Origin of the sequence: Pseudoxanthomonas indica, from assembly GCF_900167565.1 — a bacterium.
Lineage (GTDB): Bacteria > Pseudomonadota > Gammaproteobacteria > Xanthomonadales > Xanthomonadaceae > Pseudoxanthomonas_A > Pseudoxanthomonas_A indica.
The window spans coordinates 367,075-392,137 of record NZ_FUZV01000001.1; the positions used below are offsets into that span (position 1 = coordinate 367,075).

Annotated in this window: 20 protein-coding genes and 1 tRNA gene; 3 read left to right on the plus strand and 18 right to left on the minus strand. The window is 64.7% G+C overall.

The genetic code is table 11. From position 1 onward, the window contains the following. Window positions 1–7: 7 nt before the first annotated feature. Window positions 8–1,501, plus strand: a complete 1,494-nt coding sequence (locus B5X78_RS01695; RefSeq protein ID WP_079724378.1) for a DUF1501 domain-containing protein — start codon at window positions 8–10, stop codon at window positions 1,499–1,501. Window positions 1,502–1,681: 180 nt separating this feature from the next. Further along, window positions 1,682–1,912: an XAC0095 family protein gene (locus B5X78_RS01700; RefSeq protein WP_079722757.1), complete on the plus strand. Its 231-nt coding sequence runs from the start codon at window positions 1,682–1,684 to the stop codon at window positions 1,910–1,912. Window positions 1,913–1,920: 8 nt separating this feature from the next. Here the strand turns inward: B5X78_RS01700 and B5X78_RS01705 are convergent, their stop codons facing one another. Next, the gene (locus B5X78_RS01705) at window positions 1,921–3,066 is read right to left on the minus strand and encodes an NAD-dependent epimerase/dehydratase family protein (protein ID WP_079724379.1); all 1,146 of its coding nucleotides are present in this window, start codon (window positions 3,064–3,066) and stop codon (window positions 1,921–1,923) included. A gap of 231 nt (window positions 3,067–3,297) precedes the next feature. On the opposite strand from B5X78_RS01705, the gene B5X78_RS18705 reads away from it, so the two are divergent. Further along, entirely contained in the window at window positions 3,298–3,507 is a 210-nt protein-coding gene (locus tag B5X78_RS18705) for a hypothetical protein (RefSeq protein WP_079722758.1), read from the plus strand. A gap of 70 nt (window positions 3,508–3,577) precedes the next feature. Here B5X78_RS18705 and pnp read toward each other — a convergent pair whose 3' ends face one another. The 17 genes from pnp to nuoF form a co-directional block, all read right to left on the minus strand. Then, complete coding sequence (gene pnp, locus B5X78_RS01715) at window positions 3,578–5,683, minus strand: polyribonucleotide nucleotidyltransferase (RefSeq protein ID WP_079722759.1); 2,106 nt, start codon at window positions 5,681–5,683, stop codon at window positions 3,578–3,580. 175 nt (window positions 5,684–5,858) lie between these two features. Continuing rightward, on the minus strand, window positions 5,859–6,119 hold the full coding sequence (rpsO, locus tag B5X78_RS01720) for a 30S ribosomal protein S15 (RefSeq protein ID WP_079722760.1): 261 nt from the start codon (window positions 6,117–6,119) through the stop codon (window positions 5,859–5,861). Between the two features lie 147 nt (window positions 6,120–6,266). Then, window positions 6,267–7,226: a tRNA pseudouridine(55) synthase TruB gene (gene truB, locus B5X78_RS01725; RefSeq protein ID WP_079722761.1), complete on the minus strand. Its 960-nt coding sequence runs from the start codon at window positions 7,224–7,226 to the stop codon at window positions 6,267–6,269. Between the two features lie 7 nt (window positions 7,227–7,233). Next, window positions 7,234–7,608 (minus strand): 30S ribosome-binding factor RbfA, encoded by a 375-nt coding sequence (gene rbfA / locus B5X78_RS01730; protein WP_079722762.1) that lies wholly within the window; start codon window positions 7,606–7,608, stop codon window positions 7,234–7,236. Window positions 7,609–7,671: 63 nt separating this feature from the next. Beyond that, on the minus strand, window positions 7,672–10,332 hold the full coding sequence (gene infB, locus B5X78_RS01735; RefSeq protein ID WP_079722763.1) for a translation initiation factor IF-2: 2,661 nt from the start codon (window positions 10,330–10,332) through the stop codon (window positions 7,672–7,674). Window positions 10,333–10,442: 110 nt separating this feature from the next. Further along, complete coding sequence (gene nusA, locus B5X78_RS01740; RefSeq protein WP_079724380.1) at window positions 10,443–11,954, minus strand: transcription termination factor NusA; 1,512 nt, start codon at window positions 11,952–11,954, stop codon at window positions 10,443–10,445. A 3-nt stretch (window positions 11,955–11,957) separates the two neighbouring features. Beyond that, window positions 11,958–12,596 (minus strand): ribosome maturation factor RimP, encoded by a 639-nt coding sequence (gene rimP, locus B5X78_RS01745; protein ID WP_079722764.1) that lies wholly within the window; start codon window positions 12,594–12,596, stop codon window positions 11,958–11,960. Between the two features lie 846 nt (window positions 12,597–13,442). Further along, window positions 13,443–13,519: transfer RNA gene (locus tag B5X78_RS01750), tRNA-Met, on the minus strand. A gap of 66 nt (window positions 13,520–13,585) precedes the next feature. After that, window positions 13,586–15,037: an NADH-quinone oxidoreductase subunit NuoN gene (gene nuoN / locus B5X78_RS01755; RefSeq protein ID WP_079722765.1), complete on the minus strand. Its 1,452-nt coding sequence runs from the start codon at window positions 15,035–15,037 to the stop codon at window positions 13,586–13,588. Between the two features lie 6 nt (window positions 15,038–15,043). Continuing rightward, window positions 15,044–16,555 (minus strand): NADH-quinone oxidoreductase subunit M, encoded by a 1,512-nt coding sequence (locus B5X78_RS01760; protein ID WP_079722766.1) that lies wholly within the window; start codon window positions 16,553–16,555, stop codon window positions 15,044–15,046. A gap of 78 nt (window positions 16,556–16,633) precedes the next feature. Then, the gene (gene nuoL / locus B5X78_RS01765; protein ID WP_425478708.1) at window positions 16,634–18,874 is read right to left on the minus strand and encodes an NADH-quinone oxidoreductase subunit L; all 2,241 of its coding nucleotides are present in this window, start codon (window positions 18,872–18,874) and stop codon (window positions 16,634–16,636) included. Between the two features lie 65 nt (window positions 18,875–18,939). Further along, a complete protein-coding gene (nuoK, locus tag B5X78_RS01770; protein ID WP_079722767.1) occupies window positions 18,940–19,245 on the minus strand; it encodes an NADH-quinone oxidoreductase subunit NuoK in 306 nt (101 codons plus the stop codon). Further along, window positions 19,242–19,895, minus strand: a complete 654-nt coding sequence (locus tag B5X78_RS01775) for an NADH-quinone oxidoreductase subunit J (RefSeq protein WP_079722768.1) — start codon at window positions 19,893–19,895, stop codon at window positions 19,242–19,244. The genes nuoK and B5X78_RS01775 overlap by 4 nt, the downstream gene beginning before the upstream one ends. 8 nt (window positions 19,896–19,903) lie before the next feature. Then, window positions 19,904–20,392, minus strand: a complete 489-nt coding sequence (gene nuoI, locus B5X78_RS01780; RefSeq protein WP_079722769.1) for an NADH-quinone oxidoreductase subunit NuoI — start codon at window positions 20,390–20,392, stop codon at window positions 19,904–19,906. A gap of 4 nt (window positions 20,393–20,396) precedes the next feature. After that, window positions 20,397–21,488, minus strand: a complete 1,092-nt coding sequence (gene nuoH / locus B5X78_RS01785) for an NADH-quinone oxidoreductase subunit NuoH (RefSeq protein ID WP_079722770.1) — start codon at window positions 21,486–21,488, stop codon at window positions 20,397–20,399. Beyond that, entirely contained in the window at window positions 21,485–23,719 is a 2,235-nt protein-coding gene (gene nuoG / locus B5X78_RS01790; protein WP_079722771.1) for an NADH-quinone oxidoreductase subunit NuoG, read from the minus strand. Before nuoG ends, nuoH begins: the two co-directional genes overlap by 4 nt. Next, a complete protein-coding gene (nuoF, locus tag B5X78_RS01795; RefSeq protein WP_079722772.1) occupies window positions 23,716–25,062 on the minus strand; it encodes an NADH-quinone oxidoreductase subunit NuoF in 1,347 nt (448 codons plus the stop codon). Before nuoF ends, nuoG begins: the two co-directional genes overlap by 4 nt. Window position 25,063: the final 1 nt, after the last annotated feature.

The following is a 25,063-nucleotide window of genomic DNA, read 5'->3' on the forward strand; positions in this document are numbered from 1 at the left end:
CATCGCGATGAGCCGATTCACCCTGACCCGTCGTGAGTTCGTCAAAGGCTGTGGCGCCGCCGCCGTAGTCGGCGCGACCGGCTCGACGATGCTGTTTTCCGAAGACGCCGCCGCAGCCGTCAATCCCTACGACACCGTCGTGCATCTGTTCCTGCGCGGTGGTATGGACGGCCTGAACCTGGTGGTGCCGATCAGCGGCGATGACCGTACGTTCTACGAGCAGGCACGGCCGGATCTGGCGATTGCAGCCTCGGGCACTTACGGCGCCCTGCCGCTGACCCTGAGCACCAATGCGGCCACCGGTTTCGGCCTGCATCCCTCGGCCACCGGCCTGCGCGATCTCTGGAACAGCGGTCGCCTGGCCATCGTGCACGCGGCCGGCATGAGCACCACGGTGACGCGCAGTCATTTCGATGCGCAGTTGTCGATCGATCTGGGCACGCCCGGCAAGTTCGGCACCGGCAGTGGCTGGATGACGCGCGCCTGGGACAGTCGTCCGGCCGGCACGCCGGCGGCGACGATGCCGGCGCTGGGCATCAGTGGCACGCAACCGGCCGGTTTGATGGCCTCCACCGCCGCGCTGACGATGAGCAGCGCCTCGGACTTCCAGCTCAATGCCGGCGCCTGGGGCTGGCAGATGACGCGGCCGGATTCGCCAGCCGGCCTGCGCGGCGTCAACGAGACGCTGGCGAGCCTGTGGATGGGCAATTCGGCGCTGGAGAAGAATGGCAATCGCGCCGATGCGGCCTTGCGCCTGATCAAGCAGCAGACCTATGGCGCGCTGCCCGCGGCCTGGCCGACCGGCAGCTTCGCCCAGCAGTTGTGGACGATTGCGCAGTCGATCCGCTTCAACCTGGGCCTGCGTTACGCCACCCTCGATCTGGGCGGCTGGGATACGCACGAGGGCCAGGGCACGGCCGGCAGCGGCTATCACTACTACCAGAACAAGATTGCCGAGCTGTCGCAGGCGCTGACCGCGTTCTTCAATGATTTGAATGCCGGCGGCGAGATGGCGCGGGTGACGGTGATCGTGCAGTCCGAGTTCGGTCGCCGCGTGCGCGCCAATGCCAACGGCGGCACCGATCATGGCTATGGCAATCCCTTGCTGGTGCTGGGTGGTCCGGTCAACGGCCGGCGTTTCTACGGCACCTGGCCGGGGCTGAATCCGGAAACCCTATCGCCCACCTTTGGCGATGTGCCGGTGACCACCGACTATCGGCGGGTGTTCTCCGAGATCCTGGTGCGGCGGATGGGCAATCTGAACCTCAGCACGGTGTTCCCGGCCTACAGTGGCTACAGCCCGCTGGGGATCGTGCAGGGCACGGATCTGGCGGTGAACATGGCGGCGGCGCAGAGCCTGCCGATGACGGCGGCAAGCGGCGCATCAGCGGCGATGGTGGCGCAGGCCGCTGAAGCTTCGTCGCATCAAGCAGCGACGCAGACACCTGACTGGCAGCGGCGCGGGCCGGTGGATCGGATGATCACACGTCGCGAGCGCTGACCGAAAAACAGGGGTCAGAGTGCCAATTTCCCACGATGACCCACGATGATCTTGGACCTGGGAAATTGGCACTCTGACCCCTGTTTTTTTCCCCAGTTTGCAACGTGCGTTGACACGCATGGGAGCGAGTTACAAGACTCGATGGCGCAACCTGCCTCGTTGCGCCTCTCAAGGAAGTCCATGTCATCGCAGTCCCGCAATTCCACCGCCGCCTACGCGCTCAGTCCGGCCGGCTACCAGGCCTTGGTGCGCCTGATCGCGCAGCTCAACTTTTATGCGGCGCTGGCCCAGGTCGAGTTTTCCGATGCGCGCGACATCGAAATATCGCGCGCTACGATTTCCGCCTGCTTCGCCGAGTTGGCCGATCAGGCCGGCCGGGTGTTGGCCGAGATGCGGCTTGTCGAGCACTGAGTCCCGGATTACGCCTTCCTGGCGTGCCAGGCTTTCAGCAGCTCGGCTTCGCGCTCGCGGGTGATGCCCGCACGCAGCTTGGCCTGGCGATCGGCGGGCTGGCTGCGGAACCAGGTCATCAAATCCGCCACGGTCACCGCGTAGGGGCGATAGGTCAGGCCCGCCGCGATGGCGCGCGCGTTGCTGACCTGGCCATAGCCGGCGTACGGGCCGGCCTGGCGCGGCACCCAGATCGGCAGTTCTTCACCGACCTTCTGCTCTTCCAGGAATTCCGGGGTGACGTGGGTGTAGGTCGGCTTGCCACCGACGACTTTCTCGCTCTCGCGCAGCATCGTGTCCATCGGCAGCAGATCCTTCGGGCCCACGGCGTTGAACACGCCATAGGTCTTGGCTTCGGCGAGGCGGATCATCCATTCGCCCAGATCGCGGCCGTCGATGATCTGCACCGGGTCCTGGCCGTCACCGGGGACCAGCATTTCGCCGCCCTGGGCGATGCGATGCGGCCAGTAGGTGAAGCGATCGGTTTCATCGCGCGGACCGACGATGTAGCCCGGCCGCACGATGGTGACGTTCTTGCCGAACTGCTTGTGCGCTTCGGCTTCGCTCAGCGCCTTCAGCGGGCCGTACAGGTTTTCGATGTCGGCGCGCAGGTTTTCCTGCGTCTCGGCCATCGCATCCTTGCCCTTGTACTGGGCCAGCGGCGCGTCTTCATTGATGCCGGGCTTGGAGCCATCGGCGTAGACGGAAATCGTGGAGATGAAGAGGTAGTGGTCGACGTTGCCTTTGAGCACCTGGCCGGCGTCACGCACCCAGAACGGCAGGCTGGTCGGATTGTCGATGCAGACATCCCACTTGCGCCCTGCCAGCGACTTCAGATCGCCGGTGTTGCGGTCGCCGTGCAGCTGCTCCACTTCACCCGGCCATTCCGGCGAGGGCCGCTTGCCGCGGTTGAACAAGGTGATCTTGTGTCCGCGCTTGAGCGCGTAATCGACCTGGAACGGTCCGGTGAAGCCGGTGCCGCCGAGGATCAGGATGTTCAGCGGCTTGTCCGCCTTGGCGACCGGGCCGGGCTTGGAGGCCCAGGCCAGCGGCGGGAATGCCGCGGCAGCGGCGGCGATGGCGGAGAGTTTGATCAGGTCACGGCGGGTGGTCATGGCAGGCTCCTGGCGGGTGGTGGTACCGCAGCCCTGCTTCATACCACCCGATCCGGTCCGGGCGCCCATGGCGAAAGTCGTGGCTGTTTTCCTGCAATGCAGCAGAACGGTGCCCCAACGGGTTCGCCTGAACCTATAATTGTGCGTTGATTCCCACGCGATCCAATCACTAGGTTCACCGGCTGGCGACGGTTGCCGTCGCATCCGCCGTGTCAAACCGAGGCCGTATCCGTGATCCGCTCCATCCTGGGAATTATTGTTGGCGTACTCCTGGTTGCCGTCTGCTGGCAACTGAGTGCCTTGATCACTGCCCCTCCCGGCCAAGCGCTGGGCATGGGCGGCTTGCTGATGTTGGGGCTGTTGGGCACTGGCTGGCTTGGCTTGATGCTGGTCGCCACGTGCGTGCTTCTTCGTCGCCCCGATCAGGCGTGGCGTCCCTGACAGGCGCCATGCTGGAATAAAAAAAGCGGGCCGAAGCCCGCTTTTTTTGTGTCGCCTGGGAGTGCGTGGCTTATTCGACCACGCCCTCGCCTTCTTCCACGGCCTTGATCGACAGGCGGATACGGCCCTGCTTGTCGACTTCCAGCACCTTGACCTTGACCACGTCGCCTTCCTTCAGCTTGTCGCTGACCTTTTCCACGCGCTCGCTGGAAATCTGCGAGACGTGCACCAGGCCGTCCTTGCCCGGCAGGATGGTGACGAACGCACCGAAGTCCATGATCTTGGCGACCTTGCCTTCGTAGATGCGGCCCGGCTCGACGTCGGAGGTGATCTGCTCGATGCGGGCCTTGGCAGCCTGCGCGGCAGCGGCGTTGACCGACGCGATGACGATGGTGCCGTCATCCTGGATGTCGATCTGGGTGCCGGTTTCCTTGGTGATGCCCTGGATGGTGGCGCCGCCCTTGCCGATCACTTCGCGGATCTTGTCCGGGTGGATCTTGATGGTCAGCAGGCGCGGAGCGAAGTCGCTCAGCTCCGAGCGCGGTGCGGTCAGTGCGTTGGCCATCTCGCCGAGGATGTGCAAACGGCCGGCCTTCGCCTGCTGCAACGCCTGCTTCATGATCTCTTCGGTGATGCCTTCGATCTTGATGTCCATCTGCAGCGCGGACACGCCGTTGGAGGTACCGGCCACCTTGAAGTCCATGTCGCCCAGGTGATCTTCGTCACCCAGGATGTCCGACAGCACGACGAAGTTGTCGCCTTCCTTCACCAGGCCCATCGCGATGCCGGCCACCGGCGCCTTGATCGGCACACCGGCATCCATCAGCGCCAGCGAGCTGCCGCAGACCGAGGCCATCGAGGAGGAACCGTTGGACTCGGTGATTTCCGAGACCACGCGGATGGTGTACGGGAATTCTTCCAGGGTCGGCATCACGGCCAGGACGCCGCGCTTGGCGAGACGGCCGTGGCCGATTTCGCGACGCTTCGGGCCCATCATGCGGCCGGCTTCACCCACCGAGTACGGGGGGAAGTTGTAATGGAACAGGAAGTTGTCCTTGTACTCGCCCGAGACGGCGTCGATGACCTGGCCATCGCGCGCGGTGCCCAGCGTGGTGACCACGATGGCCTGCGTTTCGCCGCGGGTGAACAGCGCCGAGCCGTGGGTACGCGGCAGCACGCTGACCTTGGAGGTGATCGGGCGGACGGTGTCCAGCGCACGGCCGTCGATGCGGACCTTGGTGGCCAGGACCGAACCACGCATGGTCTGGTATTCCAGCTCGCCGAATTCCTTCGACAGCTCACCGGTGACCCAGCCATCGGCTTCGGCGCGGCCGGCCAGCGACTGCAGCACGTCCTTCTTGATGGCGGCGATGGCGTCGCGGCGCTGCAGCTTGTCGCGCACCTGGAAGGCGCTGTCGAGCTGCGTGCCCACGGCTTCCTTCAGCGCCGAGATCAGCGCCTGATTCTTGGCCGGAGCGGCCCAGTCCCAGTTCTTGGTGCCGGCTTCGACCACCAGCTCGTTGATGATGTTGATGACCTTCTGCATTTCGCGATGGCCAAACATCACCGCGCCCAGCATCACGTCTTCGGACAGCTCGGCGGCTTCGGATTCCACCATCAGCACGGCGTTGGAGGTACCGGCGACGACCAGCTCCAGCTTGGAGTCCTTCAGCTCGCTGACGGTCGGGTTCAACACGTATTCGCCGTTGATGTAGCCGACCTTGGCGGCGCCAATCGGGCCGTTGAACGGCGCGCCGGTCAGGGCGACGGCGGCGGAGGCGCCGATCAGGGCCGGGATGTCACCGTCGATTTCCGGGTTCAGCGACATCACCGTGGCGATGACCTGCACTTCGTTGCGGAATTCTTCCGGGAACAGCGGACGCAGCGGGCGATCGATCAGACGCGAGATCAGCGTCTCCTTTTCGGTCGCGCGACCTTCGCGCTTGAAGAAGCCACCCGGGATGCGGCCGCCGGCGTAGAACTTCTCCTGGTAGTCGACCGTCAGCGGGAAGAAGTCCTGACCCTCGCGGGCCGACTTCGCCGCCACGGCGGTGACCAGCAGCACGGTGTCATCGAACTTGACGATGACGGCACCGCCGGCCTGGCGGGCGATTTCGCCGGTTTCCAGGGTGACCTGGTGCTTGCCGTACTGGAAGGTTTTGGTGATTTTTGCCACGAGGATGAATTCCTTGACTATTGCCTATCGGATGTTGGGCCGTCCACAGCCCTTGCCGCGGACGGATGGACCGGAGAACCGGTCAGGTTGCTTCTATGGAACTTGCAGAAGGGAAACTTTTGCTTCCCTCAAATGCAAACCGCGGCGCATTGCTGCGCCGCGGTGGGGACTTGCATCAGCGACGCAGACCGAGCTTTTCGATCAGGGCCTTGTAGCGCTCGTTGTCTTTCTTCTTGAGATAGTCGAGCAGGCTACGGCGACGGTTGACCAACTGCAGGAGGCCGCGACGGCTGTGGTGATCTTTCTTGTGGGTCTTGAAGTGACCGCTCAGCTGTTCGATGCGGCCGGTCAACAGGGCGACCTGGACTTCCGGCGAACCGGTGTCGGCGGGGCCGCGCTTGTTGTCTTCAATGATTTTCTGGGTATCGATGGACATGCTTATTCTCTGGAGATGCGGGGCCTGCAGGAACGCCGGGGGATACCGAAGTAAACCGGAGCACCGCGTGGCTCGCCGTGAACGAAAGGAATGCCGGTGTAAAACCGGCGACGAAGTGTAGCCGCCAAGGCCTTTTGAAACAAGGTTTTATTCGCCGTGCAGCGCTTTGGACGGGCGGACGACGGCCCAGGTGAACAAGCGCTGCGGCACCAGCGAACCGCCTTCATCTATCTGCGCCAGCCCCAAGGCACGCCGATCCGGGGCCAATACGGTGACCAGGTCGCAGGCCGCGCCACGCTGGTGCAGGCGCTGGCCCATGCCGAAGCGGCGGGCCTCGTCGGCGCTCAGCACGACGCTGGGAAAGTCGCTCAGGCCCTGCTCCACCGGCAGCAGGCAGGCCAGCAAGGCCTCGTCTCCCTGGCCGGCGATACGCACCAGATCCTGCAGGGTGTACATCGTCGGCTGCCGGAACGGCTCCACCCACAGCCGCCGCAGCACCGCCACATGCGCGCCACAGCCCAGGGTCTCGCCCAAATCGCGGACCAGGCTGCGCACGTAGGTGCCGGAGCCGCATTCCACCCGCAGCCGCAGCAGCGGCCGGGCCGGGTCGGTCATGTCCAGATCCATCAGTTCCAGCCGATGCACGTGGACATCGCGCACCGGCGCCTCGATGTCGTCGCCCCGGCGGGCCTTGGCGTACAGCGGCTCGCCCCCCTGCTTGAGCGCCGAATAGATGGGCGCACGCTGGCGGATGGCGCCGCGCAACGGTGCCAGTGCGGCCTCGATGAGGCCGGCGTCCAGCGTGGGGACCGGTCGTTCACGCAGCACCGCGCCTTCGGCATCGTCGGTGTCGGTGGTGACGCCGAGCACGGCCGTGGTTTCGTAGGCCTTGTGCGCGCCCAGCAGCAGGCCGGCGATCTTGGTCGCCTCGCCAAAGCACAGGGGCAGCAGGCCGGTGGCCAGCGGGTCCAGGCTGCCGGTATGGCCACCCTTCTCGGCGCGGAACAGTCGGCGAGCCGCCTGCAGGGCGGCGTTGGAACTCATGCCTTGCGGCTTGTCCAGCAGCAACAGGCCGTCCAGTGCCCGGAACTCAAACTTGGCGGGCATGCGCCGCTCAGGCCTCGGAATCGTCGTTGTCGTTGTGTTCGGGCAGGTCGCGCAGCAACTGGTCGATGCGCTCGCCACGATCCACCGAATCGTCGTAGTGGAAGTGCAGCTCGGGCACGTGGCGCATCTTGACCCGGCGCGCCAGTTCCATGCGCAGTTCGCGCGCCAGTTCCTTCAGGCCCTTGATGGCGTCGGCCGAACGCTCCGGCAACAGCGCGGTCACGTAGACCTGCGCATGCGCCATGTCGCGGGTCACTTCCACGTCGGAGACGCTGACCGACGGCAGGCCGTATTCGCGGACGGCTTCGTGCACGAGCGTGCCCAATTCCCGGCGGAGCTGGGCGGAAACACGATCGGTGCGGTGGAAGGATTTCTTGGGCATTGAGTACTGCAGTAAGTAGAGATGGAGTCGCAGGCGGCGGTGAAGCCGCCTGCGCTTGCAGCATTACAGCGTACGCTGGACTTCGATGCGCTCGAAGCACTCGATCTGGTCGCCCGGCTTGACGTCGTTGTACGCCTTCACGCCGATACCGCATTCGGTGCCGTTGCGCACTTCCTCGACGTTTTCCTTGAAGCGGCGCAGCGATTCCAGTTCGCCCTCGAACACCACCACGCTGTCGCGCAGCACGCGGATCGGCTTGTTCCGCTTGACCACGCCTTCGATGACCATGCAACCGGCGACCGCGCCGAACTTGGAGCTGCGGAAGACGTCGCGGACCTCGGCGGTGCCGATGATCTCTTCGCGGATCTCCTTGCCCAGCAAGCCGGACGCCACCTGCTTCACCTGGTCGATCACGTCATAGATGATCGAGAAGTAGCGCAGGTCCACGCCGTTGGCTTCGATGATGCGGCGGGCCGAGGCATCGGCACGCACGTTGAAGCCGATGACCGTGGCCTTGGCGGTGACCGCGGCGTTGGCGTCGGATTCGGTGATGCCGCCGACGCCGGCGTTGATCACGTTGATGCGGATGAGGTCGTTGGACAGGCCCACCAGCGATTGCTTGAGCGCTTCCACCGAACCCTGCACGTCGGCCTTGATGACCAGGTTGAGCACCTGCTGGCCTTCGCCCTGGCCCATCTGCGCCAGGATGTCTTCCATGCGGTTGCCGGCCTGCTTGACCAGGCGCGATTCGCGGCGCTTGGCGTCGCGCTGCTGCGCCACGTCCTTGGCCAGGCGCTCGTCCTCGACCACCACGAAGTCATCGCCGGCATCGGGCACGCCCGACAGACCCAGCACCTGTACCGGAATCGAGGGACCGGCCGAATCCGGCTGCTTGCCGGTTTCGTCGAACAGTGCGCGCACGCGGCCGTACTGGATGCCGCACACCAGGTAGTCGCCCTTCTTCAGGGTGCCCTGCTGCACCAGCACCGTCGCGACCGGGCCACGGCCCTTGTCCAGCGAGGATTCGATGACCACGCCGCTGGCGCGACCGTCGCGCACGGCGGTCAGTTCCAGCAGTTCGGCCTGCAGGCTGATCGCATCCAGCAACGCATCCACGCCCATGCCGGTCTTGGCCGAGATTTCCACCATCTGGGTGTCACCACCGAAATCTTCGGCAACGACTTCTTCGGCCAGCAGTTCGTTCTTCACCCGCAGCGGATCGGCGTCGGACTTGTCCATCTTGTTGACCGCGACGATCAGCGGCACCTTGGCCGCCTTGGCGTGCTGTACGGCTTCGCGCGTCTGCGGCATCACGCCGTCGTCGGCCGCCACCACCAGCACCACGATGTCGGTCAGCTTGGCGCCGCGCGCACGCATGGCGGTGAACGCCGCGTGGCCCGGGGTATCGAGGAAGCTGATGGTGCCCTTGGGCGTATCCACGTGGTACGCGCCAATGTGCTGGGTGATGCCGCCGGCTTCGCCGGTGGCGACCTTGGTGCGGCGGATGTAATCCAGCAGCGAGGTCTTGCCGTGATCGACGTGGCCCATGATGGTGACCACCGGCGGACGCGCAATCTTGTCGCCCTGCTGATCTTCGGTGTGCGCCAGCAGTTCGGTCTCGGCGTCATTGGCATCGGCACGCACGGCCTTGTGGCCGAGTTCTTCGGTCACCAGTGCGGCGGTGTCGTGATCGATGGTCTGGGTGATGGTGGCCATCACGCCCATCTTGAACATCGCCTTGACCACGTCGCTGCCCTTGAGCGCGAGCTTGTTGGCCAGGTCGGCGACGGTGATGGTTTCGCCAATCGCCACTTCGCGCACGATCGGCGCGGTCGGGCGTTCGAAGCCATGCGCACCACCACCGCCACCCCGGCTCTGCTCCATGTGCCGCTTGGGCTTGGGCTTGCCACGGGTGGTGGTGCGACGCGCGCGCTCGGCGGCCGACAGATGCAGCTGGCCGGCAAAGCGGCTGGCGGCGTCATCGTCCTCGATGCCACTGACCATGGCGTGGGAACCACGGGTCTTGTGCTTGGCAGCGGCGGCGCCGGCATTGCGGTCGTCGGTGCGCGGCGGGTCCTTGCGCACCACCTGCTTGGCGACGTGGTGTCCACCCGAACGCGGCGTGGTGGCCGCACGCTCACCGGCGGCGCCGGTCGCGGGCGCGGCGGTTTCACCCGCGGCTTCGGCTTCGGCGCGCGCGGCTTCTTCAGCGGCACGGGCGGCTTCGCGCACGGCCTCTTCTTCCTTGCGCTTGGCTTCCAGCTCCTCGGCGCGACGGCGATCCGTCTCGGCCAGGCGCTGCTGTTCGCTCAGGTTGCGCTGCTTGGACGCTTCCAGCTTGCGCAGGATTTCGGCGCGTTCCGGATCCGGCTCGGCCGCGGATGCCGCAGGGCTGGTATCCACTTCCGACGGCTTGACGTAGGTGCGCTTCTGGCGCACTTCCACGTTCACCGTGGTCTTGCTGCGTCCGGCAGCCACGGTCACTTCCTGCACCTTGCGGCGATTCAGGGTGATCTTCTTGGGCGCGTCGACTTCTTCTGCCGGCTTTTCGGTCTTGCCGTGAGTACGGCGAAGGAAGCCCAGCAGCTTCATCTTTTCGGTACTGGTCACGACCTGGTCGGGACCGCTGAAGCTCATGCCGGCTTCGGCGAGCTGTTCCAGCAGTTTCTCGACCGGCGTGTTGACCAGTTCAGCGAGCTTGCGGATGGTGGTTTGCTGCGACATTCGAGTCCTAGTTTCTGTGGTGCGCTCCTTCGCCTGTTGCAGAGGAACGCCCCTTTTCAAGGGTGGGAATTCTAAGCCCTGCTGAGTCCAGGGCGGTGTTCATCGCCGAATCATTCGCCGCGCTCCAGGCGGGCGATCTCCTCGGCGCGGGCGGCCAGGATCAGCGCGGCGGCGCGTTCCCCGTCCAACCCCTCGATGCCGAACTCGACCACTTCATCGGCGGCCAGGTCGGACAGGTCTTCGCTGGTGCGCACGCCGTGGCTGGCCAACGCATAAGCGGTTTCCTCGTCCATGCCGGCCAGGGCCAGCAGGTCGTCGGCCGGCTGGTTCTCTTCCAGCACTTCTTCTTCGGCCAGCGCTTCGTTGAGCAGCGCGTCGCGGGCGCGGGCGCGCAGCTCTTCGACGATGTCCTCGTCGAAGCCTTCCACCGCCAGCAGTTCGCCGACCGGCACGTAGGCGATTTCCTCGACCGTGCTGAAGCCTTCGGCGACCAGGATGGCGGCGATTTCCTCGTCCACTTCCAGCTTGTCCATGAACAGCTGGCGGGCCACGACCTGCTCGGCTTCGGACTTGGCGGCAACCTGATCCTGGGTCATCACATTGAGCTGCCAACCGGTCAGGCGGCTGGCCAGGCGCACGTTCTGGCCGCCCTTGCCGATCGCCTGGGCCAGGCGATCTTCAGCCACGGCCAGATCCATCGAATGCTTTTCTTCGTCGACGATGATCGACTGCACTTCCGCCGGCGCCATCGCGTTGATGACGAAGGTGGCCGGGTTGTCGTTCCACAACACGATGTCCACGCGCTCGCCGTTGAGTTCGTTGGACACCGCCTGCACGCGCGAACCGCGCATGCCGATGCAGGCGCCGATCGGATCGGTGCGGTTGTCGTGCGCTAGCACGGCGATCTTGGCGCGGTCGCCCGGGTCGCGTGCACAGGCCTTGATTTCCACCAGGCCCTGGCCGACTTCCGGCACTTCCAGCTTGAACAGCTCGATCATGAATTCCGGCGCGGCGCGGCTGATGAACAGCTGCGGGCCACGTGGCTCGGAACGCACGTCGAAGAGGTAGCCACGCACGCGGTCACCGGCGCGCAGCACGTCGCGCGGGATGCCCTTGTCCTTGGGGATGAAGGCTTCGGCGTTGCCGCCCAGGTCGACATAGATGTTGCCGCGCTCGGCACGCTTGACCACGCCGGTGACCAGCTCACCCACGCGATCGGTCCAGGCATCGACCACCTGCTGGCGCTCGGCTTCGCGCACACGCTGCACGATCACCTGCTTGGCGGCCTGGGCGGCGATGCGGCCGAAGTCCGGGTTTTCGATCTGCTCTTCGATCCAGTCGCCCAGTTCGGCGCCTTCGGCTTCGTCTTCGGCGTCCATCATGCGGATCTGGCGATCCGGCGATTCCATCACCACGTCGTCGGCCACGACTTCCCAGCGACGGAAAGTCTCGTAGCTGCCGTCCTTGTGATCGATGGACACGCGCACGGAAACGTCCTGATCGAAATAGCGCTTTTTGGCGGCGGAGGCCAATGCGGCTTCGATCGCATCGAAGATCACTTCGCGCGGCACGCCCTTCTCATTGGCGACCGCATCCACGACCAGCAAAAGTTCCTTACTCATCATTCACTCCGCGCGCGGCTTGCTTGCCGCCGGTTTGTTGGATTGTTTTTTGTTGCCAGAGGGCTTGCGCGCGGCTTTCTTGCCGGGGGCTGGCTTCTTGGCACTGCTCGGGTTGGAGTCGGCCTTCTTCTTGCCGCCTCCGGGTTTTTCGGGCGCCAGGCCCAACGCGGCCCAGTCGGGGACCAGCCGCGCCTTGTCGATATTGTCGAACGCCACCAGCAGATCGTGGCCGTCGAGATCGAGCAGGATGTCCTGCCCATCGACGCGGACGATCTTGCCCAGCAGACGACGACGGCCGTCCTGCGGCAGCTTCAGCACGGCCTTGACCGACTCGCCCACGTGGCGGACGAAATGGGCCAGGGTGAACAGGGGGCGGTCGACGCCGGGAGACGAGACTTCCAGCGTGTAGTTGCCGGTGATCGGGTCTTCCACGTCCAACTGGGCGGACACTTCGCGGCTCACCGCCTCGCAGTCCTCGATATTGACGTGGCGGGTCTCGCGTTCGGCTTCCTGGACGTCGATGTACAGGCGCACGGTGGCGCCGCCCGGTGCGGGCAGGTATTCGATCCCCAGCAACTCCAGGCCCAGCGCCTGGACGGTCGGGCTCAGCAGTTCCGAGATTTGGGTGGACTTGTCGCTCACGCAATGACCTTTGCCAGGTGTCCCAAAAAAGGGAGGGTGCAAAAACAACAAGGGGCCCGGTGGGCCCCTTGTCCGATGCGCTGGATTCCGGTGCAGCGACTGAAACTTCGTCGCTGCGAGCCCGAGCTTGGGGTGCGAGAGCCTGTTTTCAAGGCTTTCCCACCCGGGAAGCTAGGTGCAGAAGCAGGATCTGGCCCGATTCCATGAGCCGGTTCGCATTGCCTTCCGCGGAAGCCGCAAATGATAGCCGCTGCACAGCGGGGGTGCAAACCCGAGGCGATTGGAGCGGAAAAGCCTTGCCTCCGTTAGATCGGGAGCAGGCCACGCGAAACAGGGCTCGGAAACGCTCCCTCGTCTGAAACAGGGTGGCCTAGTAGCGGTCCGATCCCTGTTTCGCGTGGCCTGCTCCCACTCCCCTGCATCCCTTCATGCGATTGCATGGCAAAACGAAGGTGGGCCTTTGCTCCTTCCCCTGCTTGCGGGGGAAGGTTGGGATGGGGGCAGAGCGCAGACGGGAACTCAAAGCTACCCACTTCGCTGCGGCCCACCCAAGCCTCCCCGCTTCACCGGAACGGAGCGATGGAAGGACCCGAAATCGTACTCTGACCCTGTTTTTTACTAGCACCCTCGACAACCGAAGGGCCGCGATGTGTCCAGGCGGGGCCAGGCACCTCGCTGTACCCTCCCCCCCTGCTTTTCAAACAGCCAACCCATCAGCAGGTTCGGCCAGAACGCAAGAACCAGGAACCGAAAGCAAACGCCCAAAACAAAAACGGCGACCTCGTTGCCGAGATCACCGTCCTGTTTTTTCGAAGAAGACCGGAGCAAAGGTCACTCTTCATTCTGTGGTAGCGGGGGCAGGATTTGAACCTGCGACCTTCGGGTTATGAGCCCGACGAGCTGCCAGACTGCTCCACCCCGCAGCAGAAGCGGAATTATGAGGGCTGCGCCGAAATAACGCAACCATCACCACAACAAAAACTCAGGTTTCAGCCGGCGAAGGCCTGCTGGCACCACGCCATGATCGGGCTCCACGCAATGCCCAACGCCAACAACGCAAGCGCATTGACGCCGAACACCAGCGGCACGATGCGATCCGCACGCGGCGCCTGGCGCTCGCCCACCGGCTCATCGAAGTACATCACCTTGATGATGCGCAGGTAGTAGAACGCACCGATGACGGCACACACCACGCCGACGATCGTCAGCCACAACAGGCCCCCCTTCAGCGCCGCACCCAGCACCACCAACTTGGCCCAGAAACCCAGGAACGGCGGCACGCCGGCCAGCGAGGCCATCACGCACAGCACCAGGCCGGCCTGCCACGGATTGCGTGCGTTCAAGCCCTTGAAGTCGTCGATCTGGTCGGCTTCGAAGCCCTGCCGCGACAGCACGATGATCGCGCCGAACGCCGCCACCGACATGATCGCGTAGCTGATCGCATAGAAAAGCGCCGAGGCATAACCGGTTTCGCCGCCGCCGGCGAAGCCGACCAGCAGGAAGCCCACGTGCGAGACCGTGGAATACGCCAGCATGCGCTTGAGGTTGGTCTGCGCAATGGCGATCAGGTTGCCGATGATCATCGACGCCGCCGCCAGGATCGCCAGCAGCAACTGCCACTGCCCACTCAACGGACCCACGCCGTCTTCGAGGATGCGGAAGGCCATCGCGAACGCCGCCAGCTTGGGGCCGGAGCTGATGAACAAGGCAATCGGCGTCGGCGCGCCCTGATAGACGTCTGGCAGCCACATGTGGAACGGTGCGGCGCCCAGCTTGAACGCCACGCCGGCGACCATGAACACCATGCCGGTCAGCAGCAACGTGCGGTCAGGCGAGGTCTCCACCGCCGCGTAGATGCCGGGCAGATCCAGCGTGCCGGTGGCGCCATAGGTCAGCGACATGCCGTACAGCAGCAGGCCCGAGGCCAGCGAGCCCAGCACGATGTACTTCATCGCCGCTTCCGACGACAGGCCGTCTTCGCGGTTCAGCGCGACCAGTGCGTACGAGCACAACGCCAGCAGTTCCAGGCCCAGGTAGACCATCACCAGGCTGCCGGCCGAGACCATCATCATCATGCCGACCGTGGCGAACATCACCAGCACCGGCACTTCGCCCGGATACAGCTTGCGCTCGCGCAGGTACGGCCAGGCGTAGACCAGCGACAGGCCGCTGACCAGCAGGATTGCCAGCTTGGTCAGGTTGGCCATCGCATCGCGTACGAACATGCCGTTGAACACGGTGCCGCTGCCGCCGACGTCGGTGAGCAGCATGCAGAAGGAGATGGCGATCGTCAGCAGCGCCAGGCCGTGGGTGATCACGCGCTGGCGTTCGCTCAGGAACAAATCGAGGATCAGCAGCGTGAAGGCGCCGGCGAGCAGCACCACTTCCGGCAACAGCGGCAGCAGGTCGGTGGCGGCGGGGAGCATCGAGGAGGTCATCATTCTTCCTTACAGCTTGCTGTTGGCGAGCTGCATCGCCAGTTGCGCAATCGACGGTTCCATCAGGTCGGTCAGCGGCTTGGGATACAGGCCAATGGCCAGCACGCCGATGGCAAACACGCCCAGCACGATGGTCTCGCGCATGTTGATGTCCTTGAGTTCGGCCACGTGCGAGTTGGCCACTTCGCCGTACAGCACGCGCTTGACCAGCCAAAGCGTGTACGCCGCGCCGATGATCAGGGTCAGTGCGGCCAGGAAGGCGTAGACCGGGTTCTTCTGGAAGGTGGCCACGATCACCATGAACTCGCCGACGAAACCGCTGGTGCCCGGCAGGCCCGAGTTGGCCATGCCGAACAGCACGAAGAACACCGCGAACCAGGGCATCACGTTGGCGACGCCGCCGTAGTCCTTGATCATGCGGCTGTGCATGCGGTCGTACAGCACGCCGACGCAGGAGAACATCGCGCCCGAGACGAAGCCGTGCGAAATCATCTGCACCATCGCGCCCTGCAGGCCCAGGCGGGCGCCGTCGAGGTTGCCGTAGTCGCGGATCAGGCCGAAGGCGATGAAGATGCCGACGGTGACAAAGCCCATGTGCGAGACCGACGAATAGGCGATCAGCTTCTTCATGTCGTCCTGCACCAGCGCCACCAGGCCCACGTAAACCACCGCGATCAGCGACAGGATGATCACCAGCGTGGCCCACTCATAGCCGGCGTCCGGCACGATCGGCAAGGTGAAGCGCAGGAAGCCGTAGCCACCGATCTTCAACATGATCGCGGCCAGGATCACCGAACCGGCGGTTGGCGCTTCCACGTGCGCATCCGGCAACCACGTATGCACGGGGAACATCGGCACCTTGACCGCGAAGGCGATCAGGAAGGCGAAGAACAGCCAGGTCTGCTCCTTGGCGCCCAGCGGCAGCGCGTACCAGTCGGCCAGCAGGAAGCTGCCGCTCTTCAGGTACAGGTAGATCAGGCCGATCAACATGAACACCGACCCGAGGAAGGTGTACAGGAAGAACTTGATCGAGGCGTAGATGCGACGCGGGCCGCCCCATACGCCGATGATCAGGAACATCGGGATCAGCATGCCTTCGAAGAAGACATAGAACAGCATCGCGTCCAGAGCGCAGAACACGCCGATCATCAGGCCTTCCAGGAACAGGAAGGCGGCCACGTACTGGCTGACGCGCTTGTCGATCGAGCCCCAGGCGCCAATCAACGCCAGCACGGTGGTGATGGTGGTCAGCACGATCAGCGCGACCGAGATGCCGTCCGCACCCAGCGCATACCAGATGTTGAACGCCGGCACCCAGGCATGGCGCTCGACGAACTGCATGCCCGGGTTGGCGAAGTCGAACCCGGTCAGCAGCGGCACGCTGGCGGCCAGGGTCAACACCGACACGCCCAGCGCCACCCATCGGGCGAGGCTGGCGCGCTGGTTGCCCAGGGCGAGGATCAAGGCGCCACCCAGGATGGGGAGCCAGATCAGGATGCTTAGCAGAGGCCAATTCGACACGTGTGTTATCCGTTCAGTGCAGCGCCAGGGCAATCAATGCCAGGGAGTTCTTCGCCAGGGAGATTTTTGCCAGGGTGTTCATTGCCAGAAGCGAATCAGCACGGCCAACAGTGCAATCAGGCCGAGGATCATCGCGAAGGCATAGTGGTACAGGAAGCCGGACTGGGTGCGGCGCAACAGGTTGGCCGCCAGGTCCACCAGGCGCGCACTGCCGTTGACCGCCACGCCGTCGATCACATGCGTGTCGATGGCGCGCGAGGCCTTGCCCAGCTTTACGCCGCCGCCGGCGAAACCGCCGATCCACAGGTGATCAGCCCAGTACTTCTTGTCGAGGATGTTGGTGAGGAACGCACCCAGCGGACTGGCGCGCATGCGCGCCGGTACGCTCGGGGGCAGCACCAGGTACAGCACGGTGGCGGCGGCGAAACCGGCCAGTGCCAGCCAGAACGGCGCTGCCTGCATGCCGTGCAGCGCGAACTGCCACGGGCCGTGCCAGGTTTCCTTGAGCTGGCCGACCGTGTCCGAGCTCGGCGTGATGAAGTCGATCGCGCCGAGGAAGAACGGCAGCCGCTCGTGATGGCCGGTCCAGTCGGTGGCGAACAGCATCGGACCGATGGTGAAGATACCGATGAAGATCGACGGGATCGCCAGCAGGATCAGCGGCAGCGTGACCACCCAAGGCGACTCGTGCGGCTCGTGCGCGCCGTGATGGCCGTGGTCGTCGTGACCGTGCTGGTCATCGTGCGCATGGGCGTCGGCGGCAACCGGTTCGGCGTGCGACTCGGCTTCGTCGTGCGCGGTGCCATGGTGGTGATCATCGCCATGCGCGGCGTGCGCATCGCGGAAGCGTTCCTTGCCGTGGAAGGTCAGGTACAGCAGACGGAAGCTGTAGAAGCTGGTGACGAACACGCCCAGCAGCACCGCCCAGTAACCGTACGACGCCACCCACTCGCTCGGGCCGCTGAAGCTCTGCGCCATCATGCCCATGTCGGCAATCTGCTTGGCCACTTCGCCGGCATGTTCGTGGTGATGCTTGGCCGCTTCGATGATGGTGTCCTTCGAGTAGAAGCCGGAGAAGAACGGCGTGCCGACCAGCGCCAGCGTGCCGATCAGGCTGGTGATCCAGGTGATCGGCATGTACTTGCGCAGGCCACCCATCTTGCGCATGTCCTGCTCGTGATGCATGCCGATGATCACCGAACCCGCCGCGAGGAACAGCAGCGCCTTGAAGAAGGCATGGGTCATCAGGTGATAGACCGCGGCCGAATAGGCCGACACGCCCAGCGCCACCGTCATGTAGCCCAGCTGCGACAGCGTCGAATAGGCGACCACCCGCTTGATGTCGTTCTGCACGATGCCGATCAGGCCGGTGAACAGGGCGGTGGTGGCGCCGATGAACAGCACGAAGTCCAGCGCCGTCTGCGACAGCTCGAACAGCGGCGACATGCGCGCGACCATGAAGATGCCGGCGGTGACCATCGTCGCCGCGTGGATCAGCGCCGAGATGGGCGTCGGACCTTCCATCGAATCCGGCAGCCACACGTGCAGCGGCACCTGCGCCGACTTGCCCATGGCGCCAATGAACAAACAGATGCAGGTGACCGTGGCCATCGACCAGATCATCGGCTCGTCCAGCACCTGGTAGCTGACGCCGAACACGTGCAGCGTGCCCGACCACACCGGCAGCGCCTTGCCGGCCAGCAAGGTGGCGTTGGCGAAGACGGTGGCGTAGTCCAGCGTGCCGAACATGAAGAGGACCGCGGCGATACCCAGCAGGAAGCCGAAGTCGCCGACGCGGTTGACCAGGAACGCCTTGAGGTTGGCGAAGATCGCGGTCGGTCGCTTGAACCAGAAACCGATCAGCAGGTACGAGACCAGGCCGACGGCTTCCCAGCCGAAGAACAGCTGCAAGAAGTTGTTGCTCATCACCAGCATCAGCATGCTGAAGGTGAACAGCGAGATGTAGCTGAAGAAGCGCTGGTAGCCCGGGTCTTCGGCCATGTAGCCGATGGTGTACACATGCACCAGCAGCGAGACGAAGGTCACCACCACCATCATCATCGCGGTCAGCTTGTCGATCATGAAACCGACGTGGCCGCTGATGTTGCCCACCTGGAAGAAAGTGTAGACGTTCTGGTTGAACGGCGAAGCGCCCTGCCCGACCAGCTGGAACAGCACGTAGATCGACAGCGCGCAGCTCACCGCCACGCCCAGGATGGTCACGCTGTGCGCGCCGGCACGGCCCACCTGGCGACCGAACAGGCCGGCGATGATGCTGCCCAGCAACGGGGCCAGCACGATCGCCAGCAGCACCTTCATGGAGATGCCTGGCAGGACGGCGGCCGGCAGAGCGGCGATGGTTTCCGCAGCAATCATGGGGATCATCAGCCTTTGAGCGTGTCGACTTCGGCCACGTTGATCGTGCGCCGGGTACGGAACAGGGTGACCAGGATGGCCAGGCCGATGGCGGCTTCGGCAGCCGCCACGGTGAGGATGAAGAACACGAAGATCTGCCCGGCCGCATCGCCCAGTTCGCGCGAGAAGGCGACGAAGTTGAGGTTGACCGACAGCAGCATCAGTTCAATCGACATCAGCAGCACGATGACATTCTTCCGGTTGAGGAAGATGCCGGCCAGGCTGATGCAGAACAGCACGGCGCCCAGCGCCAGCAAGTGACCCAGGGTAATCATGGCTTGGCCTCCCCTTCGCCGGCTTCGGGCGTGGCGGTTTCGCGCACCGGCACCTCGGCCTGCATCTTGATGATGCGGATGCGATCGCTCGCCTTCACGCGCGACTGCTCCGACGGATTCTGGGTCTTGGTGCCTTCGCGCTTGCGCAGGGTCAGCATGACCGCCGCGACCACGGCCACGGTCAGGATCACCGCAGCGAACTCGAACGGCAGCAGGAACTTGGTGAACAGCGTGCGCGCCAGCCAGGCGGTGTTGGACACTTCGGCGGCGGCGGCGGCGGCGTTGTCCGGGAAGGCGGCGGCGCTGCGTGCCTTGACCCCGATCAGGGTCACCATCTGCACCAGCATCGCCACGGCGACCACGATGCCGACCGGCAGGAAACGCACCCAGCCCTCACGCAACGCGGTGACGTCGATGTCCAGCATCATCACCACGAACAGGAACAGCACCATCACCGCGCCCACGTAGACGAGGATCAGGGCCACGCCGAGGAACTCGGCGCCGACCAGCAGCCAGATGCAGGCCACGGAGAAGAACGTCAGGATCAGGCACAGCACCGCATGCACGGGGTTGCGCACGCTGATGACCGCACCCGCCGAGACGGCGGCGATGCCAGCGAAGATCCAGAAAGCGATATTGAGCCAATCCATTTCTGACCTCAGCGGAAGGCGGCGTCGGCGGCGCGGCGTTCGGCGATTTCGGCTTCAAGCCGATCGCCCAGCGCCAGCAGCTGCGGCTTGGTGACGATGTTCTGGCCACGCTTTTCGAAGTGGTACTCCAGCACGTGGGTTTCGACAATCGAGTCCACCGGGCAGCTCTCTTCGCAGAAACCGCAGTAGATGCACTTGAACAGATCGATGTCGTAACGCGTGGTGCGGCGGGTGCCGTCTTCGCGCGGGGCCGAGTCGATGGTAATGGCCAACGCCGGGCACACCGCTTCGCACAGCTTGCAGGCGATGCAGCGCTCCTCGCCGTTCGGATAGCGTCGCAGCGCATGCAGGCCGCGGAAGCGCACCGACTGCGGGAACTTCTCCATCGGGTACATCACGGTGTACTTGGGCTTGAAGGTGTACTTCAAGGTGAGCGCAAGACCCTGGAGCAGCTCCAGCAGCATCAGGCTCTTGAAGTAATGGACGACTTTGTTCATTGCCTCAGACACCCTTCTCGAACACGCCAAAGAACACCATCAGCGCGGTGACGGCGATCCACACGATGGTCAACGGAATGAAGACCTTCCAGCCCAGCCGCATGATCTGGTCATAGCGGTAGCGCGGGAAGCTGGCGCGGAACCAGATGTAGGCGCTGGCGAAGAACAACACCTTCAGCAGCAGCCACGGCCAGCCGCCCACCCAGATCCAGTTGATCCAGGGCGAGACGTCGGCGGTGATCCAACCCTGCAGCGGGCTCAGCCAGCCACCCAGGAAGAACAGCGAGACCAGGAAGCTCACCAGGATCATGTTGGCGTATTCGGCCAGGAAGAACAGCGCGAACGCCGCACCCGAATACTCGACCATGTGGCCGGCGACGATTTCCGATTCGCCTTCGACCACGTCGAACGGCGAACGGTTGGTTTCCGCCACGCCCGACACCCAGTAGACGATGAAGAGCGGGAACAGGGGCAGCCAGAACCATTCCAGGAAGCCGTTGTTGCCAGCCTGCGCCATCACGATCTCGCTCAGGTTCAAGCTGCCGGCGGCAATCAGCACGCCGACCAGGGCAAAGCCCATCGCGATTTCGTAGCTCACCACCTGCGCGGCCGAACGCATCGCACCCAGGAAGGCGTACTTCGAGTTGGACGCCCAGCCGGCGATGATGATGCCGTACACGCCGAGCGAGGTCATCGCCAGCAGGTACAGCAGGCCGGCGTTGGCATTGGACAGCACCAGCTTGGCGTCGAACGGCACCACTGCCCAGGCGGCGAACGCCGGCGCCAGGGTGATCAGCGGCGCCAGCACGTACATGGTCTTCTGCGCGCTGCTGGGCTGGATGATTTCCTTGAACAGCAGTTTGAACACGTCGGCGAAGGCCTGGAAGATGCCCATGCCCACGTACATCGGTCCGTGGCGCACGTGCATCCAGCCAATCAGCTTGCGCTCCCAGACCACGTAGAAGGCCACCGAAATGATCACCGGCATGGCGATCACCAGGATCTTCAGCACGATCCACAGCACCACGCCGATGTCGCCCAGGCTCAGCAGCCAGGCGTGCAACGGGCCGACGGCATTGATCAACAACTCGTTCATGCGCTCACCACCGTCACGCGTCCGGCGCCCAGCGGCGCGGTTGCGCCGTAGCCACCTTCAATCCAGGCAGCGCCCGCGGCCACGCGGGCATCGATGACCAGCGGCAAGGTGGCCGTACCCTGGCTGGCGCCAAGCTTGACCATTTGGCCTTCGTTGACGCCCAGCGACTGTGCATCGGCCGGATTCAACACCACCCGCGCGCCGACGTTGAGCGGGTGCGCCTGCAGTGCTTCGGCACGTCGGACCGTGCCGTCGGTACGGTAGATCGCCGCGCTGACCGCCAGTTCCAGGCCTTCCCCGTCCTGCGTCGCCGCAGCGGTCGGCGCCAGGGTCACGCTGGCACGCGCGCCGATCAGCGCACGCACGCCAGCCAGGTCGGTGAATTCGAATGCCGGCAGTTGCAGCTCGCCACCGAGGGCGCGCAGCACGCGCCAGCCTTCGCGCGCATCGCCGGGCAACTTGCCGGCGGCCTGCGTGCGTTGCTCATCGCCATTCAAATTGGTCAGCGTGGCCTCGATTTCCGGCAGCGCGCCAATCGGCAGGATCACATCGGCGAAGTCGCGGGTCGACTTGCAGGCGAAGTGGCTGAAAGCCACCACTTTCGCTGCAGTCAGTGCGCGCGCGGCGGCCGGCGTATCGGCGAAGTCCAGACCGGCTTCGATGCCGTAGATGACATAGGCCTTGCGCGGCTCGGCGAACATGCCGGCCACGTCGCGACGCGACGGCAGCACGCCATGCCTGGTCAGGCCCAGCGCATTGGCGCCCTGCGGAATGCGGCACAGCTTGGCGCCGGTGGCGGCGGCAAATTCGCGTGCGGCAGCGCGCAGCGAGGCGGCCTGCGGATGGTTTTCAGCGATGCCACCGACCAGCAACACCGTGTGGCGACCGGCCTGCACGACCTCGCGCAGCGCCGCATCGTTCAAAGCGCCCGCCAGCTTCGACGGCGCCACGATGTGCTTGCCGGCGATGCCGAAGGCGAAGTCGAAATCGACCGGGTTGACCACGTGGATCTTGCTGCCCTTGCCCTGCGCCTTGCGCAGGCGCTGGTGCAGCAGCGGCAGTTCGTGGCGGATGTTGCTGCCGAACACCACGATCACATCGGCCTTCTCGATCTCGGCCAGCGGCGAAGCAAATGCTTCGGCCACGGCGCCGTCGGAGAAGTCGCGGTTGTTGATGCGGTGATCAAGGTTGCCGGTGTCCAGGCCGTCGGCGAGTCGGGCGAGCAGACCGCCCTCCTCGTTCGAGGTGGCCGGGTGGACCAGCACGCCGAGGTCATCGCCGCGATTCGCGCGCAGGATTTCCGCGGCAGCGGCCAGGCCTTCGGCCCACGACACTTCCTTCCATTCGCCGTTAACCTTCTGCAACGGCTTGACCGCGCGGTCGTCGGCGTACAGGCCCTGGTGCGAATAGCGATCGCGATCCGACAGCCAGCATTCGTTGACCGCTTCGTTGTCACGCGGCACCGAACGCAGCACCTGGCCGCGACGCGAATGATGGAACAGGTTGGAACCCATGGCGTCATGGAAGCCGACCGATTCGCGGGCAATCAGTTCCCACGGGCGGGCGCGGAACTGGAACACCTTGTTGGTCAGCGCGCCGACCGGGCAGACGTCGATGACGTTGCCGGAAATCTCGGTGGTCAGCGGCTTGCCGTCGTAGGTGCCAATCTGCAGGTTTTCACCGCGGTACATGCCGCCCAGCTCGTAGGTGCCGGCGATTTCCGCGGTGAAGCGCACGCAGCGCGTGCACTGGATGCAGCGGGTCATCTCGGTGGCGACCAGCGGACCGATGTCCTCGTCCGGCACCACGCGCTTGCGTTCCTGGAAACGGCTGACCGAACGGCCATAGCCCAGCGACAGATCCTGCAGTTCGCATTCGCCGCCCTGATCGCAGATCGGGCAGTCCAGCGGGTGGTTGATCAGCAGGAACTCCATCACGTTGCGCTGCGACTTCAACGCCTTCTCGCTGCGCGTCTGCACCTTCATGCCGTCCATCACTGGGGTGGCACAGGCGGGCGCCGGCTTGGGCATCTTTTCCACATCGACCAGGCACATGCGGCAGTTCGCCGCGATGGCCAGCTTGTCGTGGTAGCAGAAGCGCGGAATCGGGATGCCGGCCTTGTCGGCGGCCTGGATGATCATCGAACCCTTCGGCGCGGCCATTTCCACGCCGTCGATGAAGACGGTGACGTGATCCGGCGGAAGGTCGGGATTGACGGGTTGCGCGCTCATGCCGCAGCAGCCTCCAGCTTGCCGTCGACGATCGAGCGACCGTTGACGATGTAGTACTCGAACTCGTGCCAGAAGTGACGCAGCATGCCCTGCACGGGCCATGCGGCGGCTTCGCCGAACGCGCAAATGGTGTGGCCTTCAATCTGGCCGGCCGCCGCCTTCAGGGTCTGCAGATCTTCCAGCGTCGCCTTACCGTCGACCACGCGGGTCAGCATGCGGTACATCCAGCCGGTGCCTTCGCGGCACGGCGTGCACTGGCCGCAGCTTTCCTTGTAGTAGAAGCGCGCGATGCGCTGGCAGGCGCGGACCATGCAGGTGGTCTCGTCCATCACCACCACCGCACCCGAACCCAGGCCGGAGCCAGCCTTCTGGATGCTGTCGTAGTCCATGGTCAGGCCCATCATCACTTCGCCCGGCAGCACCGGCATCGAGGATCCGCCCGGAATCACGGCCTTGATCTTGTGGCCGTTGCGGATGCCGCCGGCCATTTCCAGCAGTTCCGAGAACGGCGTGCCCAGGCGGATTTCGTAGTTGCCCGGACGCGCGACATGGCCGGAGACCGAGAAGATCTTCGGACCACCGTTGTTCGGCTTGCCCAGGTTGAGGAACCACTCGGCGCCGTTGCGGATGATCGCCGGCACCGAGGCATAGGTCTCGGTGTTGTTGATCGTGGTCGGCTTGCCGTACAGGCCGAAGTTGGCCGGGAACGGCGGCTTGAAGCGCGGCTGGCCCTTCTTGCCTTCCAGCGACTCCATCAGCGCGGTTTCTTCGCCGCAGATGTAGGCGCCCGCGCCGAGCGCGTTGAAGATGTCGATGTTGATGCCGGAGCCCAGGATGTCCTTGCCCAGCCAGCCGTTCTTGTAGGCCTCGGCGGTGGCTTCTTCCAGGTGCTCGAACGGCTCGTGGTGGAACTCACCGCGCAGGTAGTTGTAGCCCACGGTCGAACCGGTGGCATAGCAGGCAATCGCCATGCCCTCGATCACCGCGTGCGGGTTGAAGCGCAGGATGTCGCGATCCTTGGCGGTGCCCGGCTCGGATTCGTCGGAGTTGCAGAGGATGTACTTCTGCATGTCGCCCTTGGGCATGAAGCTCCACTTCAGGCCGGTCGGGAAGCCAGCGCCGCCACGGCCGCGCAGGCCGGACTGCTTGACCATCTCGACCACGTCGGCCGGCGGGATCTTCTCTTCGATGATCTTGCGCAGCGCACTGTAGCCGCCGGTCTTGAGATAGTTCTCGTACGACCAGGGCTTGTCGAAATGCAGCGTGGTGTAGACGACCTGGTGTTCCTTCGGCGCGGGGCCGACCGGACCATAGCCTTCGGATGCGTGGGGATGATGTGCCATG